This is a genomic window from Burkholderia sp. LMU1-1-1.1 (assembly GCF_040675865.1).
GTDB lineage: Bacteria > Pseudomonadota > Gammaproteobacteria > Burkholderiales > Burkholderiaceae_D > Rugamonas.
The window spans coordinates 67,905-84,784 of the sequence record NZ_JBEGHG010000002.1 but is presented as its reverse complement, the minus strand read 5'-3'; the positions used below and the strand labels follow the sequence as shown (position 1 = coordinate 84,784).

17 protein-coding genes and 2 riboswitches are annotated in these 16,880 nt (G+C 65.2%); of the genes, 12 read left to right on the top strand and 5 right to left on the bottom strand.

Annotation, left to right across the window (positions count from 1 at the left end; translation table 11 throughout):
* The first annotated feature begins 171 nt into the window (after positions 1–171).
* Entirely contained in the window at positions 172–2,061 is a 1,890-nt protein-coding gene (locus tag MRBLMU1_RS02775) for a methyl-accepting chemotaxis protein (protein WP_363496687.1), read from the top strand.
* A 171-nt stretch (positions 2,062–2,232) separates the two neighbouring features.
* Complete coding sequence (locus MRBLMU1_RS02770; RefSeq protein WP_363496685.1) at positions 2,233–2,454, top strand: hypothetical protein; 222 nt, start codon at positions 2,233–2,235, stop codon at positions 2,452–2,454.
* 58 nt (positions 2,455–2,512) lie between these two features.
* Here the strand turns inward: MRBLMU1_RS02770 and MRBLMU1_RS02765 are convergent, their stop codons facing one another.
* Positions 2,513–3,073, bottom strand: coding sequence for an ATP-dependent Clp protease proteolytic subunit (locus MRBLMU1_RS02765; RefSeq protein WP_363496683.1), 561 nt, complete (start codon positions 3,071–3,073; stop codon positions 2,513–2,515).
* A 150-nt stretch (positions 3,074–3,223) separates the two neighbouring features.
* A riboswitch (glycine riboswitch) is annotated at positions 3,224–3,321 on the top strand.
* A 46-nt stretch (positions 3,322–3,367) separates the two neighbouring features.
* Positions 3,368–3,483: riboswitch (glycine riboswitch) on the top strand.
* A 75-nt stretch (positions 3,484–3,558) separates the two neighbouring features.
* Between MRBLMU1_RS02765 and gcvT the strand changes: the two genes are divergently transcribed.
* The 4 genes from gcvT (at position 3,559) to MRBLMU1_RS02745 (ending at position 8,670) form a co-directional block, all read left to right on the top strand.
* A complete protein-coding gene (gene gcvT, locus MRBLMU1_RS02760) occupies positions 3,559–4,680 on the top strand; it encodes a glycine cleavage system aminomethyltransferase GcvT (RefSeq protein WP_363496680.1) in 1,122 nt (373 codons plus the stop codon).
* Between the two features lie 53 nt (positions 4,681–4,733).
* Positions 4,734–5,114 (top strand): glycine cleavage system protein GcvH, encoded by a 381-nt coding sequence (gene gcvH, locus MRBLMU1_RS02755; RefSeq protein ID WP_363496678.1) that lies wholly within the window; start codon positions 4,734–4,736, stop codon positions 5,112–5,114.
* A gap of 125 nt (positions 5,115–5,239) precedes the next feature.
* Positions 5,240–8,134: an aminomethyl-transferring glycine dehydrogenase gene (gene gcvP / locus MRBLMU1_RS02750; RefSeq protein WP_363496675.1), complete on the top strand. Its 2,895-nt coding sequence runs from the start codon at positions 5,240–5,242 to the stop codon at positions 8,132–8,134.
* 119 nt (positions 8,135–8,253) lie between these two features.
* On the top strand, positions 8,254–8,670 hold the full coding sequence (locus tag MRBLMU1_RS02745; RefSeq protein WP_363496672.1) for a hypothetical protein: 417 nt from the start codon (positions 8,254–8,256) through the stop codon (positions 8,668–8,670).
* 85 nt (positions 8,671–8,755) lie between these two features.
* Here MRBLMU1_RS02745 and MRBLMU1_RS02740 read toward each other — a convergent pair whose 3' ends face one another.
* Together MRBLMU1_RS02740 and MRBLMU1_RS02735 are read right to left on the bottom strand one after the other, a co-directional pair.
* A complete protein-coding gene (locus tag MRBLMU1_RS02740) occupies positions 8,756–10,384 on the bottom strand; it encodes a methyl-accepting chemotaxis protein (protein WP_363496669.1) in 1,629 nt (542 codons plus the stop codon).
* Positions 10,385–10,396: 12 nt separating this feature from the next.
* On the bottom strand, positions 10,397–10,846 hold the full coding sequence (locus MRBLMU1_RS02735) for a cache domain-containing protein (RefSeq protein ID WP_363496666.1): 450 nt from the start codon (positions 10,844–10,846) through the stop codon (positions 10,397–10,399).
* Positions 10,847–10,970: 124 nt separating this feature from the next.
* Here MRBLMU1_RS02735 and MRBLMU1_RS02730 point away from each other — a divergent pair, with 124 nt between their 5' ends.
* Both MRBLMU1_RS02730 and MRBLMU1_RS02725 read left to right on the top strand, forming a co-directional pair.
* Positions 10,971–11,309, top strand: a complete 339-nt coding sequence (locus tag MRBLMU1_RS02730; RefSeq protein WP_363496663.1) for a DUF6677 family protein — start codon at positions 10,971–10,973, stop codon at positions 11,307–11,309.
* Between the two features lie 55 nt (positions 11,310–11,364).
* The gene (locus tag MRBLMU1_RS02725; RefSeq protein ID WP_363496660.1) at positions 11,365–11,790 is read left to right on the top strand and encodes a cupin domain-containing protein; all 426 of its coding nucleotides are present in this window, start codon (positions 11,365–11,367) and stop codon (positions 11,788–11,790) included.
* Between the two features lie 21 nt (positions 11,791–11,811).
* Here MRBLMU1_RS02725 and MRBLMU1_RS02720 read toward each other — a convergent pair whose 3' ends face one another.
* The gene (locus MRBLMU1_RS02720) at positions 11,812–12,063 is read right to left on the bottom strand and encodes a hypothetical protein (protein WP_363496657.1); all 252 of its coding nucleotides are present in this window, start codon (positions 12,061–12,063) and stop codon (positions 11,812–11,814) included.
* A gap of 144 nt (positions 12,064–12,207) precedes the next feature.
* Between MRBLMU1_RS02720 and MRBLMU1_RS02715 the strand changes: the two genes are divergently transcribed.
* From MRBLMU1_RS02715 to MRBLMU1_RS02700, 4 genes are read left to right on the top strand one after another with little or no spacing between them, the layout of a single operon-like run.
* Positions 12,208–12,669 (top strand): DUF421 domain-containing protein, encoded by a 462-nt coding sequence (locus MRBLMU1_RS02715; RefSeq protein ID WP_363496654.1) that lies wholly within the window; start codon positions 12,208–12,210, stop codon positions 12,667–12,669.
* Between the two features lie 23 nt (positions 12,670–12,692).
* The gene (xth, locus tag MRBLMU1_RS02710; protein WP_363496651.1) at positions 12,693–13,478 is read left to right on the top strand and encodes an exodeoxyribonuclease III; all 786 of its coding nucleotides are present in this window, start codon (positions 12,693–12,695) and stop codon (positions 13,476–13,478) included.
* Entirely contained in the window at positions 13,475–14,248 is a 774-nt protein-coding gene (locus MRBLMU1_RS02705) for a histidine phosphatase family protein (protein WP_363496648.1), read from the top strand. The genes xth and MRBLMU1_RS02705 overlap by 4 nt, the downstream gene beginning before the upstream one ends.
* Positions 14,245–15,123: an NAD(P)H-hydrate dehydratase gene (locus MRBLMU1_RS02700; RefSeq protein WP_363496645.1), complete on the top strand. Its 879-nt coding sequence runs from the start codon at positions 14,245–14,247 to the stop codon at positions 15,121–15,123. The genes MRBLMU1_RS02705 and MRBLMU1_RS02700 overlap by 4 nt, the downstream gene beginning before the upstream one ends.
* Positions 15,124–15,128: 5 nt before the next feature.
* Here the strand turns inward: MRBLMU1_RS02700 and MRBLMU1_RS02695 are convergent, their stop codons facing one another.
* The gene (locus tag MRBLMU1_RS02695) at positions 15,129–16,796 is read right to left on the bottom strand and encodes a peptide chain release factor 3 (protein ID WP_363496642.1); all 1,668 of its coding nucleotides are present in this window, start codon (positions 16,794–16,796) and stop codon (positions 15,129–15,131) included.
* Between the last annotated feature and the right edge of the window lie 84 nt (positions 16,797–16,880).

The window sequence follows — 16,880 nt, the reverse complement described above, 5'->3', positions numbered from 1 at the left end:
CAACAATGAAAGAATCCGCGATTTTTTTGGCAGTTTGCGGGCTGTGTACCACTTTCTTCGTTCCAACAGCGGTTTTGACGAGGCGCAAAGAACAAGCTTGGACTTTGCTTAACATCATTATCTGGTCCGCCCTCCGCCCTCCCGCCGTCGCTTCCCTCACCAAGGATATCCATGAAATTCCTGCATAACCTGGAAACCTCCAGCAGATTACTGGTCGCCTTCGCCACCGTGCTGGTCCTGACCGTGCTGCTCGGCGCGACCGCGCTGGGACGCATGGGCGACATCAATCAGGCATCGACGCTGTTGTCGGGCAGTTGGCTGCCCCAGACCATCGCCGTGCTGTCACTCAAAAACGATCTACAGGAATTGCGCAAGCTCGAACACGTGGTCATCAGCGACAAGGCCAGCATCGACGGTTCCGAGCAAAAACTAAGTCTCGCACTATCCGCGTTCCGTGACAATGCCGACAGGCTCGGCAGGACAGTCAACGATGCCAACGTCAAGGCCGAGGCGATCGAATTACAACGAATGGCCGTCGCCTATCTGGCCGAACACGACAAAATGATGAAGCTGGCTAACGAAGGCAAAAAGGACGACGCGGTTGCCGTCCTCAAGGGCTCGTCGCAGCCGGCGCTCGATGCGGCCAACGCCCAGCTGGACAAAATACTGTCCAGCAATATGTCGGGCAGCCAGAAGGCGGCGCGCGGCGCCGACCAGGTGTACACGGTCGCGCGCATCACCACCCTGGCCCTGCTCGCCGCCGCGATCGGCTTCGGCGTGCTGCTGGCGCTGTGGCTGGCGCGCACGATCTCGGCGCCGCTGCTGCAGGTGATGCTGGTGGCGCGGCGCATCGCCGATGGCGACCTGAGCACCCGCATCGAGGTGCGCACGAGCAATGAAACCGGCAAGCTGCTGCAAGCGATGCAGCACATGAACGACAGCCTGATGACGATGATCGCCCAGGTGCAAAGCGGCGCCCGCGCGATCGGCCAGGCGTCGGCCGAGATCGCCGAAGGCAATCAGGACCTGTCGACCCGCACCGAGCAACAGGCCGCCTCGCTGGAGGAAACCGCCTCGTCGATGGAACAGTTGACGGCCACCGTCAAGCAAAACGCCGAGCACGCGGTGCAGGCCAACAAGCTGGCCGTGTCGGCGTCGGCGGTCGCGGTGCGCGGCGGCAACGATGTCGACCAGGTGGTCGGCACGATGGCGTCGATCAACGACAGCTCGAAGAAAATCGCGGAAATCATCGGGGTGATCGACGGCATCGCATTCCAGACCAACATCCTGGCCCTGAACGCGGCGGTCGAGGCGGCGCGTGCCGGCGAGCAAGGCCGTGGCTTCGCCGTGGTCGCCTCCGAGGTGCGCAACCTGGCCCAGCGCAGCGCGGCGGCGGCCAAGGAGATCAAGAGCCTGATCGACGACTCGGTCGACAAGGTCGTGCGCGGCGCGCAGCTGGCCGACCAGGCGCGGCTGACGATGGACGAGGTGGTGGGCAGCGTCCAGCGCGTGACCGGGCTGATCGGGGAGATCGCCGACGCCAGCGCCGAGCAGACGGCCGGCCTGGAGCAGGTCAATCAGGCGATCGCGGCGATGGATCAGGCGACCCAGCAGAACGCCGCGCTGGTGGAGCAGGCGGCGGCGGCCGCGTCGTCGATGCGCGATGAAACCGGCAAACTGAACGAGGCGATCGGCGCGTTTGCCGTGCACGAGGGCGCGTACCGGGACACGCCGCAGTCGGTCGGCGGCGCCGACGCGCTGGACACCCGTGGCACCGCCGCCCTGACGGGCGCGGCGGAGATGCCGGACCACCGGGAGACGCCCGCCGCGCCGGCCACCGCCATCACCCGCCGCGAGCGGCTCAAGCCGGCATTGCCGTCGGCGGACAAGCGCAAGGCCGCGCCGCGCCGCCCGGCCGCCAACACCGCCCCGGCCACCAGCGCCAAAGCAGGCGCCGAGGCGCATGCCAAGCCCCGCGCGACCGGGCGCGCCGCCTCCACAAGCGGCCTCGGGAAAGCGTCCGGCAAGCTCAGCAATGAAGTCGAATGGGAAGAGTTTTGATGAAGAGTGCGAGGCATGTTCCTACAGCCCTCCAAGACGCACTCCGATAGCAAGTGCCTGAGCGAAAACGCATCATTGCTCTACCAGAAACGCACACGTTGCCCACCGGTTTCCGGGAAGCACGGCGCGCTTTTGGCGAGTACGTTCTTTCACTTTCACAAAGGAATTAAAATGAACTCGAATCAAAAAGGCGGCGGCAGCAAGCAAGGCTCCAATCAAGGCAGCGGCAAGCAATCGGGAGACCAGGGTAGCAGCAAGCAATCGGGCGACCAGGGTTCTTCCAGCGGCTCGCGCTCCGGCACCCAGGGCGGCACCCACGAGCAACATGTGGAAGCCGGCCGGCAAAGCCACAAAAATGACGGCAACAAACAGTCGGGCAACAAAAACCGCTAATCAGGATGGATAGCTAGCGGCATCGGCGGCGCCTCCCTGGCGCCGCTCAACCTTCAGATCAAATATTGGCCACGCGCTGTCCGCGCGGCGGCACGAAATCCTTCACCGCGTTGACCATCCCCACCGCCACGCCCTCGGCCGCCGTCAGGTGCAGGTCGGAATAGGCGTGCGTGCGCCAGTGCTCCTCGGTCAGCTGCACATGGTCGCGCAGGATCTGCTCGGTGCGGGCGTCGTCCGCCTGCAAGCCTTCGACGATGATGCGCAGCGCGTCCGGCCGGGCGCCGTGCGGCGCGCTGGCGTGCGATTTGTGCACCATGAAACGTGCCGTGTCGCTGGCATAGCGCTCCTGGCCGGACAGGAAAAGTATGACGGCGATCGACGCCACCGCGCCGGCGTTGTAGGTGACGATCTTGATCGGCAGCTTGCTCAGGTAGTTGTACAGGCAGATGCCGTCGCTGACATAGCCGCCGTTCGACTGGATCAGGATGTGCGCGGTGGTGACGCGGTCCTCGGTCATGTCGGCGACGGCGTCGAAGACACGGCGCACCATGTCACTGTTGACGTCGCCGGACAGGGTGAACCACGCGTGGCCCTCGTAGGAATTTGGATCTTGGCTCATGGGTGGGCTCTCGAATAAGTATGATTTATTCTAGCAAATAGTTGTTTATACGGCGTTTTTATTGTTCGCCATTCGTGCGCGCCCCCGCTCATCGCACCCTCCCGCCTTGCCCGCAAGATTGACATTCCGGCCCTTCTGACATATATTCCCGAGTCTTGATCGGGAGAGGGTTGCGGGCGGATACGCCAACGCGGCCGCCGAAGGGGCACTACCCAAAAACTCTCAGGCAAAAGGACCGATCAAGGGACCGGCGCGGCCGTCATCGATGTCATCACATCGCGGCGGGATGCCAACTGGTCCAACTCTGGAGAGCGGCCGCGGCACACGCCGGCGGTCCACCGAAGGGGCGCACGGGAATCGAGTCCGACTCGTCCCGTAATCTCTCAGGTACCAAGGACAGAGGGGTCTGCGATCATTGTGGAAACAGCTTTTTAGCCGTTCCTTGTATGTTCTGTTAACCCCTTTTCGATATGGACCGAGGAATTATGACGCTCAAAGCCACCCCACTTAATAACGCACACCGTGCCGCCGGCGCCAAGATGGTCGATTTCGGCGGTTGGGACATGCCCGTCAACTACGGCTCGCAGATCGAAGAACACAACGCCGTGCGCACCGACGTCGGCATGTTCGACGTCGCCCACATGTGCGTGGTCGACATCAAGGGCGCCAACGTGCGCGCCTTCCTGCGCGGCCTGCTGGCCAACAACGTCGACAAGCTGCAGGTGTCGGGCAAGGCGCTGTACTCGTGCATGCTCAACCCGCAGGGCTTCGTCATCGACGACTTGATCGTCTACTTCATCGACGAGAGCTGGTTCCGCCTGGTCGTCAACGCCGGCACCGCCGAAAAAGACGTGGCGTGGATGCAGGCGCAAAACACCGCCACCAACAGCGGCGTGACGATCACCCAGCGCCGCGACGGCGATAACGCGATGGCGCTGATCGCCGTGCAAGGCCCGAACGCCCGCGCCAAGGTGTGGGAAGTCATCCCCGAATCGAAGGCCGGCACCGCCGACATGAAACCGTTCAACGTCGCCTTCGCGCACAGCGCGGCCTTCGGCGAGGCGATGATCGCCCGCACCGGCTACACCGGCGAAGACGGCTTCGAGATCGGCGTCGCCGCCGACCAGGCCGAGAAGCTGTGGAACGCGCTCGCCGCCGCCGGCGTCAAGCCCGCCGGCCTGGGCGCGCGCGACACGCTGCGCCTGGAAGCCGGCATGAACCTGTACGGCCAGGACATGGACGAAACCGTGAACCCGCTCGACGCCGGCCTGGCCTGGACCATCGACCTGGTGTCCGAGCGCGATTTCATCGGCAAGGCGGCTTTGCAGGCGATGGGCCAGAACGCCCAATTCGTCGGCCTGATCCTGCGCGAAAAAGGCGGCGTGCTGCGCGCCCACCAGAAAGTCATCGTGGCCGGCACCGACGCCGCCGGCGAGATCACCAGCGGCACCTTCAGCCCGACCATGCAGCAAGCGATCGCGCTGGCGCGCGTGCCCAACGGCGTGGCCGTCGGCGACACCGTGCACGTCGAAATCCGCGACAAGAAGCTGGCCGCCTCGGTGGTCAAGCTGCCTTTCGTCCGCAACGGTAAAATCCTCGCTGTTTAAATTGATTTAGTATCCCGACTAGTACCCCGACCCCTACCCCTCTGGAGCCTTACATGAATATTCCTGCAGACCTGAAGTACACCGAATCCCACGAATGGGTACGCGCTGAGTCTGACGGCACCGTCACCGTCGGCATCACCGAGTACGCGCAGGACGCGCTGGGCGACATCGTCTTCGTCGAACTGCCGAAGGTCGGCAAGAGCTACACCGCCGGCGACGACGCCGCCGTGGTGGAATCGGTCAAGGCGGCCAGCGACATCTACGCGCCGGTGTCGGGCGAAGTCATCGCCGTCAACGAAGACGTGGCCAGCGCCCCGGAATCGATCAACACCGACGCCTACGCGGCCTGGCTGTTCAAGATCAAGCCGACCGACGCCAGCGCGATCGACGGCCTGCTCGACGCCGCCGCCTACGGCAAGACCACCGAAGCGTAATTCATTAAAGACCGGCATCGCGCCGGCCTTTGCTTTAACCCGCACAGCCAGGCGGGGTCGGACCCCACCGGGTCCGACCCCAGGTTTGGCTTGGGGTTACCTCTCTCTTTTGGCCCTGACAAATCATGACCCGCTCCAGCCTCACCCAACTCGAAGCCCGCGACGCTTTCATCGCACGCCATATCGGCCCTGACGCCGCAGAACAGGAAGCCATGCTGGCGGTCCTCGGCTACGCCTCGCGCGCCGCCCTGATCGACACCATCGTCCCTGCCAACATCCGCAACAAGGCCACGCTGCCGCTGGGCGCGTACACGCAGCCGATGCCGGAACAGGAAGCGCTGAACAAGCTGAAAAAAATCGCCGGCAAGAACAAGGTGCTGAAGTCGATGATCGGCCAGGGCTACTACAACACGCTGACCCCGGGCGTGGTGCTGCGTAACATCTTCGAAAACCCGGCCTGGTACACCGCGTACACGCCGTACCAGCCGGAGATCTCGCAAGGCCGCCTGGAAGCGATCCTGAACTTCCAGCAAACCGTCACCGACCTGACCGGCATGGGCATCGCCAACGCCTCGATGCTCGACGAAGGCACCGCCGCCGCCGAGGCGATGACCCTGATCCAGCGCGTGGGCAAGTCGAAGTCGAACGTGTTCTACGTCGCCGACGACGTGCTGCCGCAAACCCGCGAAGTGGTCGAGACCCGCGCCAAGCCGCTGGGCATCGAAGTCAAGGGCTTCCATCCGGCCGAATTGGCCGGCATCGGCGAGGCCTTTGGCGTGCTGCTGCAGTACCCGGGTGTCAACGGCGTGGTGCGCGACTACAAAGCCGGCGTCGAGGCGGTCAAGGCCAGGGGCGCGATGGTGGTCGTCGCCGCCGACCTGCTGGCGCTGACCATGCTCACGCCGCCGGGCGAATGGGGCGCGGACGTCGTCGTCGGCAACAGCCAGCGCTTCGGCGTTCCGCTGGGCTTCGGCGGCCCGCACGCCGGCTACCTGTCGACCCGCGACGAATTCAAACGCAGCATGTCCGGCCGCCTGGTCGGCGTCACCATCGACGCCCAGGGCAACAAGGCCTACCGCCTGGCGCTGCAGACCCGCGAGCAGCACATCCGCCGCGAAAAAGCCACCTCCAACATCTGCACCGCGCAGGTGCTGCTGGCGGTGATGGCGTCGATGTACGCCGTCTACCACGGCCCTAAAGGCCTGCTGCAGATCGCCCAGCGCGTGCACCGCTACACCGGCGTGCTGGCGTCGAACCTGAAGACGCTCGGCTACACCGTCACCAACGACACCTTCTTCGACACGCTGACCGTCGCCGTCGCCAACGCCGAGCAGCTGCACGCCTCGGCCCACTCGCACGGCGTCAACCTGCGCGTCATCGACGCCTCGCACGTCGGCGTCTCGCTCGACGAGACCACCACGCGCGAAGACATCGCGCTGCTGTGGACCGTGTTCGCCCATCCGGTCGGCGGCCCGGCCCACGGCCCGGACTTCGACACCGTCGAAGCGGCCGTCGCCGAGTCGTTCCCGGCATCGCTGGCGCGTTCGAGCGAGTACCTGACGCACCCGGTCTTCAACCGCTACCACTCCGAAACCGAAATGCTGCGCTACCTGCGCAGCCTGGCGGACAAGGACCTGGCGCTGGACCGCACCATGATCCCCCTGGGTTCGTGCACCATGAAGCTGAACGCGACGTCCGAGATGATCCCGGTCACCTGGCCCGAGTTCTCCAACATCCACCCATTCGCGCCGGCCAGCCAGACCATCGGCTACCGCGAAATGATCGCGCAACTGGAAGAGATGCTGTGCGCGGTGACCGGCTACGCCGCCATCTCGCTGCAGCCGAACGCCGGCTCGCAGGGCGAGTACGCAGGTCTGCTGGTGATCCAGGCCTACCACCAGTCGCGCGGCGAAGGCCATCGCAACATCTGCCTGATTCCATCGTCGGCGCACGGCACCAACCCGGCATCGGCCAACATGGTCGGCATGCAGGTGGTGGTCACGGCCTGCGACGCCAACGGCAACGTCGACCTGGCCGACCTGAAGGCCAAGGCGGAACTGCATTCGAAGAACCTGGCGTGCGTGATGGTGACCTACCCGTCGACCCACGGCGTGTTCGAGGAAGGCATCCAGGAACTGTGCGAGATCATCCACTCGCACGGCGGCCAGGTCTACATCGACGGCGCCAACATGAACGCGCTGGTCGGCGTGGCGGCGCCGGGCGCCTTCGGCGGCGACGTCTCGCACCTGAACCTGCACAAGACCTTCTGCATCCCGCACGGCGGCGGCGGCCCTGGCGTCGGCCCGATCGGCGTCGGCGCGCACCTGGCCAAGTTCCTGCCCAACCAGCGTTCGAACGGCTACATCCGCGACAACGCCGGTATCGGTTCGGTCAGCGCGGCGCCGTATGGCTCGGCCAGCATCCTGCCGATTTCGTGGATGTACATCGCGATGATGGGCGCCGAAGGCCTGACCGCCGCGACCGAGACGGCGATCCTGAGCGCCAACTACATCGCGCGCCGCCTGTCGCCGCACTACCCGGTGCTGTATTCGGGCCACGACGGCCTCGTGGCGCACGAGTGCATCATCGACCTGCGCCAGCTGCAGGACGCCACCGGCATCAGCAACGAGGACGTCGCCAAGCGCCTGATGGACTTCGGCTTCCATGCGCCGACCATGAGCTTCCCGGTGCCTGGCACCTTGATGATCGAGCCGACCGAAAGCGAATCGAAGGCCGAGATGGACCGCTTCATCGACGCCATGATCGCCATCCGCGGCGAGATCGCCAAAGTGGAGAGCGGCGAGTTCGATAAGCTGGACAACCCGCTCAAGTTCGCGCCGCACACGGCCGAGGTGCTGACCGCCGACAAGTGGGAACGCAAGTACAGCCGCGAGGTGGCGGCCTACCCGGTGCCGTCGCTGCGCAAGCAGAAGTACTGGCCGCCGGTCGGCCGCGCCGACAACGTCTACGGCGACCGCAACCTGTTCTGCGGCTGCGCGCCGATGAGCGATTACGAGTAACGACTGACGAAGGCGCGCGCGGCGTTTAGCGCGGCTCCCCAAAAAAGCAGGTGAACCTCACGGTTTTGCCTGCTTTTTCCGTTGTAAGATGGATATTCCATATATCCGGGAGCTGAACGATGCATCCAGTGTCTCTGCCACGCCTGTACATGCTGAGGGCCGTCTATCTGATCATCGCCGTGGGACTGGCCATGGTCGTTTGGCCGGGGATTATTCGTCATGACAAGCAGTGGGAAATGATGCAGGGGGTCGTCAACTGCATGCTCGCCGCGTTCGGATTGCTGTGCGCCGTCGGCGTGCGCTACCCGCTGCAAATGCTGCCGGTGCTGCTGTGGGAACTGGTGTGGAAAACGCTGTGGCTGGCGATCGTCGCGCTGCCGGCGTGGCGCGCCGGCCAAATGGACCAGGCCATGACGGAAAACGTGTTCGCCTGCCTGCTGGTGGTGATGATACCCATCGCCATGCCGTGGCGGTACGTCTTCGACAATTACCTGAAACGGCCCGGAGACCGCTGGCGCGACGCCGTCGATGGTTGAAAATCGAGCCGCTGGCGACGCACGCATGGCGGATTAGCGCGCAGCGCGTAATCCGCCGGGAGCCGCCAACGGCCTGCGAGTGCGCTCAATTCCTAATCGACGCCAGCCGCAGGCGCACTACCCGCGGCGAGCCCGGTTGCTGGGGGGCGTTCGGCTCCTGTCCTTCTTCCAGCTTGAACATCGCCACCGCCTCCGACAGGTTGAGCGCCTGCCGCTGCAACCCCGTGGACGCCGCCGCCGCCTGCCGCACCAGGGCCAGGTTCTGCTGCGTCACCTGGTCCATCTCGAGTATCGCCATGTGCGCGCCCTGCAGGCCCTGGGCCTGTTCCGCGCTGGCCTCGCTGATCTGGCTGATGATGTCGCCCACCTGCTGCACCGAGGCCACGATCTCCGCCATGCTGTCGCCGGCCTCCTCCACCGAGCGCGCGCCGCCCTCGATCTCGGCCACCGACTGGGCGATCAAGGCCTTGATCTCGTGCGCGGCCGTCGCCGAGCGCTGCGCCAACGTCAGCACCTCGCTGGCCACCTGCGCGAACGCCTCGCCCTGGGCGCCGGCGCGCGCCGCCTCCACCGCCGCGTTCAAAGCCACCAGGTTGGTCTGGAACGCCAGGCCGTCGATGACGCCGACGATGTCCACCACCTTGCGCGAACTGCCGCGTATCGACGCCATCGTCACCACCAGCCGCTGCACCACGCTGCCGCCGCGCACGGCGAAGTTGGTGGCGCAGCGCACCAGCTGATTGGCCAGCTGCGCGTTGTTCGCCGTCTGCGCCACCGTGGAGCTGAGCTCCCGCATCGCGCCGCTGGTCTCGCCCAGCGAACTGGCCTGCTTTTCGGCGCGCTGCGTCAAATCCACGCTGCCTTGAACCACCGAACGCGAAGCGGAGTCCATCGATTCGGCCGACGCCAGTATCGTCTTGAGCGTGGTGTTCAGGTTGCGGATGCTGGTGTCGAGCGCGCGCGAGGTCTCGGAGATCTCGTCCCTGCCGTAGACGCGGTTCTTGACCGTCAGGTTGCCCTCGGCGAGATCGATCGCCGCCGCGCCAATCTCGCGCACCTCCTTCAACAACGCGTTACGCACCACCATCGTGACCAATAGCGACAAGATAATTGATATCGCTACCATGATCGGCATCCAGACCGACACGCTTGTGAACTCCGATTCCGCCTCCGTGAAAGCGCGCTCGCTGAGCGACTGTTCGAGCTTGGACAGCTCGTCGAGCCGCTGCGACACCACGTCGAACGCACGCTCGGCCTTGAACATGGCGTTGGCAGCCATCGAATGATCGGCGATTCCCAGCTCGATCACGTCGGCGATGGCCTTCACGTACTGGGCGTGCGCGGCCTGCGACTGCACCACGAAGCGGCGCTCGGCGGGACTCGACTGGGTGACCATCTCCAGCTGCGCGAACTGGCGGTCCAGCGCCGCGTGGCGGGTGTGGATGTCGCGCACCAGCGCGTCGATGCGCGGTGGCGCGAAGCTGGCGTTGATCCAGGTGAGCAGCTGGTAGATTTCGGTATGCGCGCGGTTGGCGCCGGCCACCAGGTCGGCGGTCGCCTTGAGGCGCACCGCGCGCTGCTGCACCATGTTTTCGAGCGACTCGTTTTGCCGCACCATGCCGAGGTAGGCCCCGGCCGACAGGCAAATGAGCAGGATCAGCACCACACCGGGCGCCAACAACAGTTTGGGACCTATACGAAGTTTGCTAAGCATGACATTGACCGGTCAGTGTTTGTAGATGCCGGCTTCCAGCGCCACGTCGTCCACCCGCAGCACGTAGGTGCTCTTGGGTGCGACCTTGCCGGTTGCGGGATTGCGGAATTTGTAGTCGACCCACCCTTTGCCGCTGCCCTTGGCCACGGCCACCATCTCGTGGCGGAAGGCCTTGCCGTCGGCGTCCGGCACGTCGAGGAAATCCTTGCCGATCAGCGCGTGGGTGGGGTGGGCGATGGTGATGCCGTGCATGTCGCGCATCGCCAGATACAACGCGCCCTGGTTGAACATCGGGTCCTTGCGGTTGATGCGGTCGATCATTTCCGCTTTGCCGTGGGTTTTGATGAACAATGCGCCCTTCTCGGCCAGCGCGACGGCATCCTTCTCGCTGGGCTCGGCGTTGGCAGCGACGTTGACAGACAAACAGCTTAGCAATGTGACGATTCCGAATATGGCGCGCATGATTTTCCCCCGCAGGTAACATGCTGTAATCTACGCCTCGTACCCCCACGCAATCTTGCGTTGTCTCAACTTGACGCCAGCCCTGCCAATAAACAACAGCCACAACGAACGGAACCACGCACGCATGATGAAACCCACTACCAAGGCGGCCCTGGTGTCGGCGCTGATTTTCCCGGGCCTCGGCCATTTGCTGTTGAAACGGCCGCTGCGCGGCTGCCTGTTCATCGTGCCGGCGCTGCTGGCCATTGGCTTCCTGCTGCGCACCACGCTGGAACTGGCCTACGCCCTGGTCGACGAGATCAACAGCGGCAAGCTGGCCATCGATCCGTTCCAGATCATCGCGCGCATCCACGCCTCCGGCGTCGACAATCCGGCCACCAACGCCGCCTCGCTGGTGATCCTGCTGTGCTGGGTGGGCTCGGTGGCCGACGCCTATTGGCTGGGAAGGCGCGGACAGGCGTAAAATCGAGCGGCGCTCCCGCGCTCCGAGGTCCAATCCATCACAGAAAGGATACGCCATGAGACAGCCGCCGCTCCCCCGCCCCTACCCGAAGATCCGCTTGGTCCTGCCGATACTGCTGCTGGCCGCCAGCGCCGTGACGGCGACCGCGCTGGCGCAATCGTCGGCCATCCGCCGCACCGTGATTCAGAAAGGCGACGTCTCGGTGCCGGGCCGGGAGGCCGTCGTCGCGCGGGTGGAGCTGGACAAGGGCGCGACGGCCGGACGCCATTCGCACCCCGGCGATGAAATCGGCTATGTGATGGAGGGCGAAGCGGATTTGATCGTCGACGGCGAAGACCCGCGCCGCATCAAGGCCGGCGAGTCGTACATCATCCCGGCCGGCACCGTCCACGACGCCGTCAACGCCGGCGCCGGCACGCTCAAGCTGGTCGGCGTGTTCGTGGTTGAAAAAGGCAAGCCGCTGGCGGCGCCCGCCAAGTAGGGCCGGCGCGCGCGCCCGCGCCTATTTTTCCTCCGAAGGCTTATCCTCGTTCTTGAAAGCGCCGCGAATATTGGTGGCGACGAGACAGAGCTGCAGCGCGATCAGCGCGTAAGCCTCGTCGTGCAGGCCCCACGCCACCCACAACGCATTGCTGGCTAAAAAACACCAGAACCCGACCTTGCGCCGGGTGTGTTGGGTGGACGCGACCAGCCACGCGGCGAGCACTGTCACCGCCATCGCTGGCCACTGCAAGAAATCGATCCAATCGGGCATATGCACAGCTTAGTGGCGCGGCCGTCCACGCTATGTGCGCTGGCTCACGGCCGCGGCGATTTGGCTCCGCACCAGCGCGCCACGCCCGAGGCGTGCTGCATATAATGCAATGCAATCGCTGGAAGAATCGTACTGGAGAAAAGCATGTTCGACATGGAATTGCCATGGTGGGAATTCGTCTTGCGCGCGAGTATCGTGTATATCGCCTTGCTGGTCATGATGCGCTTTTCCGGCAAGCGCACGGTGGGCCAGTTCACGCCGTTCGACCTGCTGGTGGTGATGCTGCTGAGCGAAGCGGTATCGTCGTCGCTGTCCGGCGGCGACGACTCTATCCCCGGCGCCCTGATCCTGGCGCTGACGCTGATCGTGCTGAATGTGGCGATCGCCATCGCCACCTCGCGCAGCGAGAAAATCGCCGCCATCATCGACGGCGAAGCGGTGCTGCTGGGACGCGACGGCATGGTGTTCCACGACGCGATGCGCCGCAATCACGTCGCCAAGGGCGACATCGACCAGGCGCTGCGCGAGGCCAACTGCCCGCAAGATAAAATGAAGTGCGTATTCCTGGAGGCGAACGGCCAGATCACCGTCCTCCACGACGAGTAGCCAAACAAAACACAAGGAGATCCATGCGCATCGCCACCTTCAACGTCAACGGCATCGGCAGCCGCCTGCCCGCCCTGCTCCAATGGCTGCACGAAACGCAGCCGGACGCCGTCTGCCTGCAGGAGCTCAAAGCGCCGCAGGAAAAATTCCCCGAGGCGGCGATCAACGAAGCCGGCTACCAGGCCGTCTGGCACGGCCAGAAAAGCTGGAACGGCGTCGCCATCCTGGCGCGCGGCGTGGCGCCGATCGAAGTCGGGCGCGGCCTGCCGGGCGATCCGGACGACGAACAAAGCCGCTACATCGAAGCGGTGGTCAATGGCGTATTGATCGCCGGCCTGTATCTCCCCAACGGCAATCCGGCGCCCGGCCCCAAATTCGACTACAAGCTGCAATGGTTCGAGCGTCTGATCACGCACTCGGCGCGCCTGCTCGACAGCGGCACGCCGACCGTGCTGGCGGGCGACTTCAACGTCATGCCGACCGAGCTCGATGTCTACAAGCCGGAGCGCTGGGTCGACGACGCGCTGTTCCGGCCCGAGGTGCGCGAGGCCTTCCACCGGCTGCTCGCGCAAGGCTGGACCGACGCGCTGCGCACCATGCATCCGGGCGAGACGATCTACACGTTTTGGGATTACTTCCGCAACGCCTATGGACGCAACGCCGGCCTGCGCATCGACCACCTGCTGCTCAGCCCCGATCTGGCGCCGTCGTTGAAGGCTGCGGAAGTCGACCGCGACGTGCGCGGGCGCGAAAAACCCAGCGACCATGCGCCGGTGTGGATCGAGCTCGATATCGACGGGGGCAAATGATGGAACGCGAACAAAAATGGCCCGACCAAATCTGGCTGGTGCGGCACGGCCAAAGCGCCGGCAACGTCGCGCGCGACGCCGCCGAAGCCGCGTCCCAGTTCCTGATCGACATCGCCGAGCGTGACGTCGACGTGCCGCTATCGCCATTGGGCGAGCGCCAGTCGCAGGCGCTGGGCGGCTGGTTCCGCGCGCTCGGGCCGGACGGCCAGCCGACGGTGGTGCTGTTCTCGCCGTATATCCGCGCGCGCGCCACGGCCAGCGCGGTGCTCGATCAACTGGGCCGCGACCAATTGAGCGCCGTGGTGGCCGACGAGCGCCTGCGCGAAAAGGAGTTCGGCATCCTCGACCGCCTCACGCCGCTGGGCATCCGCGACAAATACCCCGACCTGGCCGAGCAGCGCCAGCACGTGGGAAAATTCTATTTCCGCCCGCCGGGCGGCGAAAGCTGGTGCGACGTCATCCTGCGCCTGCGCAGCACGCTCGACACCATCAGCCGCGAATACCGGGGCGAGCGCGTGCTGATCGTCGCCCACCAGGTGATCGTCAACTGCTTCCGCTACCTGCTCGAGCGGCTCGACGAGGAAGGCATCCTGGCGATCGACCGCATGGGCGACGTCCCCAACTGCGGCATCACCGAATACCGCTACGACCCCAAGGCCGGCAAGCACGGCAAGCTGGTGCTGGTGCAGGCCAACTTCGTCGCGCCGCTGGAAGACAGCGGCACGCCGGTCACCGACCAGCCGGACATGCCGGCCGCCCCGAAATCATGAGCGCCGATACGGACATCACCGCCGGGTCGTTGCGCGACTGGAAGCTGCCAATGCCGGGCGCCGATGCCGACAAGGAGGTGCGCGGCCATGTGCTGATCGTCGCCGGGTCGCGCGAGATGCCGGGTGCGTTGCTGCTGGCGGCGACCGCCGCGCTGCGCGCCGGAGCCGGTAAATTGACCATCGCGACGGCCGCCAGCGTGGCGCCGCAGCTTGGCGTGGCGCTGCCGGAGGCGCGTGTCATCGGCTTGGGCGAGACGCCCGATGGCGGCTTGGTGGCCGATGGCGCCGCGAGTTTGTATCAGGCGTGCGAGCGGGCCAGCGCGGTGTTGATCGGTCCAGGCATGCAGGACGAGGCGGCCAGCGCGGCGCTGGTGCGGCTGCTGCTGCCGTATTGCGCGCACGCGCCGCTGATACTCGATGCCGGCGCCATGTGCCTGGTGCGCGATGGGTTCCGCTTCGATAGTCCGGTACTGCTGACGCCCCACGCGGGCGAACTGGCCGGTCTGACGGGGGATGAAAAGGAGGACATCGCGGCGGCGCCGGAGCTGGCGGCGCAACGCGCGGCGGGCGATTGGCGGGCGGTGGTGGCGCTCAAGGGGGCGGTGACCACCATCGCGGAGCCGTCGGGCAAACGGTGGCGTCATGAGGGCGGCAATACGGGGTTGGCGATTTCGGGATCGGGCGATGTGCTGGCGGGCTTGATCGCGGGGCTGGCGGCGCGCGGGGCGGCGTTGGAGCAGGCGGCGGCCTGGGGCGTGGCGTTGCACGCGATGGCCGGGGAGCAGCTGTCGCTGCGTCACGGGCCGTTGGGGTATCTGGCGCGCGAGATCAGCGGCGAGGTGCCCGCGCTGTTGCGGGCCCTCGCGGCGCATTAAGACTATTAAACCAGCTTGGCCGAGTGCTCGCGCGTGGCGTGGAACTTCAGCTTCGGCCAGCGCTCCTCGGTCAACCGCAAATTGACGCTGGACGTGGCCAGGTAGGCCATGTTGCCGGCGGCGTCGTAGGCGACGTTGTGACCCAGCGCGTTCTCGAAGTCGGCCAGCGCCTTCTTGTCGTCGCTCGAGATCCAGCGCGCGCTGCTGATGCTGGTGCCCTCGAACACGGCGTCGACGCCGTACTCGTTCATCAAGCGGCTCGCCACCACCTCGAACTGCAGCACGCCGACCGCGCCCAGTACCAGCTCGCCGCCCTGCACCGGCTTGAAGACCTGCACCGCGCCCTCCTCGCCCAGCTGCTGCAAACCCTTGTGCAGCTGCTTGATCTTGAGCGGATTGCGGATCCGCACCGAACGGAAGAAGTCCGGAGCGAAGTACGGAATGCCGGTGAAGGTCAACAGCTCGCCTTCTGAGAACGAGTCGCCGATCTGCATGTTGCCGTGGTTCGGCAGGCCGATGATGTCGCCGGCGTACGCCTCCTCCACCTGCTCGCGCGACGAGGCCATGAACGTCACCACCGACGAGACCTTGATTTCGCGCCCCAGGCGCAAATGCTTGACCTTCATGCCGCGCTCGAAACGTCCCGAGCACACGCGCAGGAAGGCGATGCGGTCGCGGTGCGCCGGGTCCATATTGGCCTGGATCTTGAACACGAAGCCGGTGAACGGCTGCTCCTTCGGATCGACCGAACGCACCGTGGCGTCGCGCTCGCGCGGCGCCGGGGCCCAATCGACCAGCGCCGACAGGATCTCGCGCACGCCGAAGTTGTTGATCGCGGAGCCGAAGAACACCGGCGTCTGCACGCCCGACAGGAACTGCTCCAGGTCGAACGGATGCGAGGCGCCGTTGACCAGCTCCACTTCCATGCGCAGCTGGTCCATCTCCAGCGGGAACATCTCCTGCAGGCGTGGATTGTCGATGCCCTTGATGATCTCGAAGGCGCCGTCGGCCTTCTCCTCGCCGGCCTTGAACAGCATGATCTCGTCGTTCAGCAGGTGGTACACGCCGCGGAAGTTCTTGCCCATGCCGATAGGCCAGGTCACCGGCGCGCACTGGATCTTCAGCACCGATTCCAGCTCGTCGAGCAGTTCCAACGGATCGCGCGTCTCGCGGTCCATCTTGTTCATGAAGGTGACGATGGGCGTGTTGCGCATGCGGCAGACGGCCAGCAGCTTGATGGTCTGCGCTTCGACACCCTTGGCGGCGTCGATCACCATCAGCGCCGAGTCGACCGCCGTCAGCACGCGATAGGTGTCTTCCGAGAAGTCCTGGTGGCCCGGGGTGTCGAGCAGGTTGACCACGTGGTCGCGGAATTCGAACTGCATCACCGACGAGGCCACCGAAATGCCGCGCTGCTTCTCGATCTCCATCCAGTCCGAGGTCGCGTGGCGGCCCGATTTGCGGGCCTTGACGGTGCCGGCCATCTGGATCGCGCCCGAGAACAGCAGCAGCTTTTCGGTCAGCGTGGTTTTACCCGCGTCGGGGTGGGAAATGATGCCGAAGGTGCGGCGGCGCAGCACTTCGCGCGCGATCAGCGCCGGCGTTTTGGCGCTGGCCGCCGGGGCGGCGTCGTCGTTATTTTCGGGTATTGCGGTTTCGATATCGTTGACCATTTGTTCGCGATCTAAGGCGGTTCTGCAAAACCCTCGATTTTACCGGCACTTGGCTCTGCCGTGTGAATTGTTTCACGGGCCGGC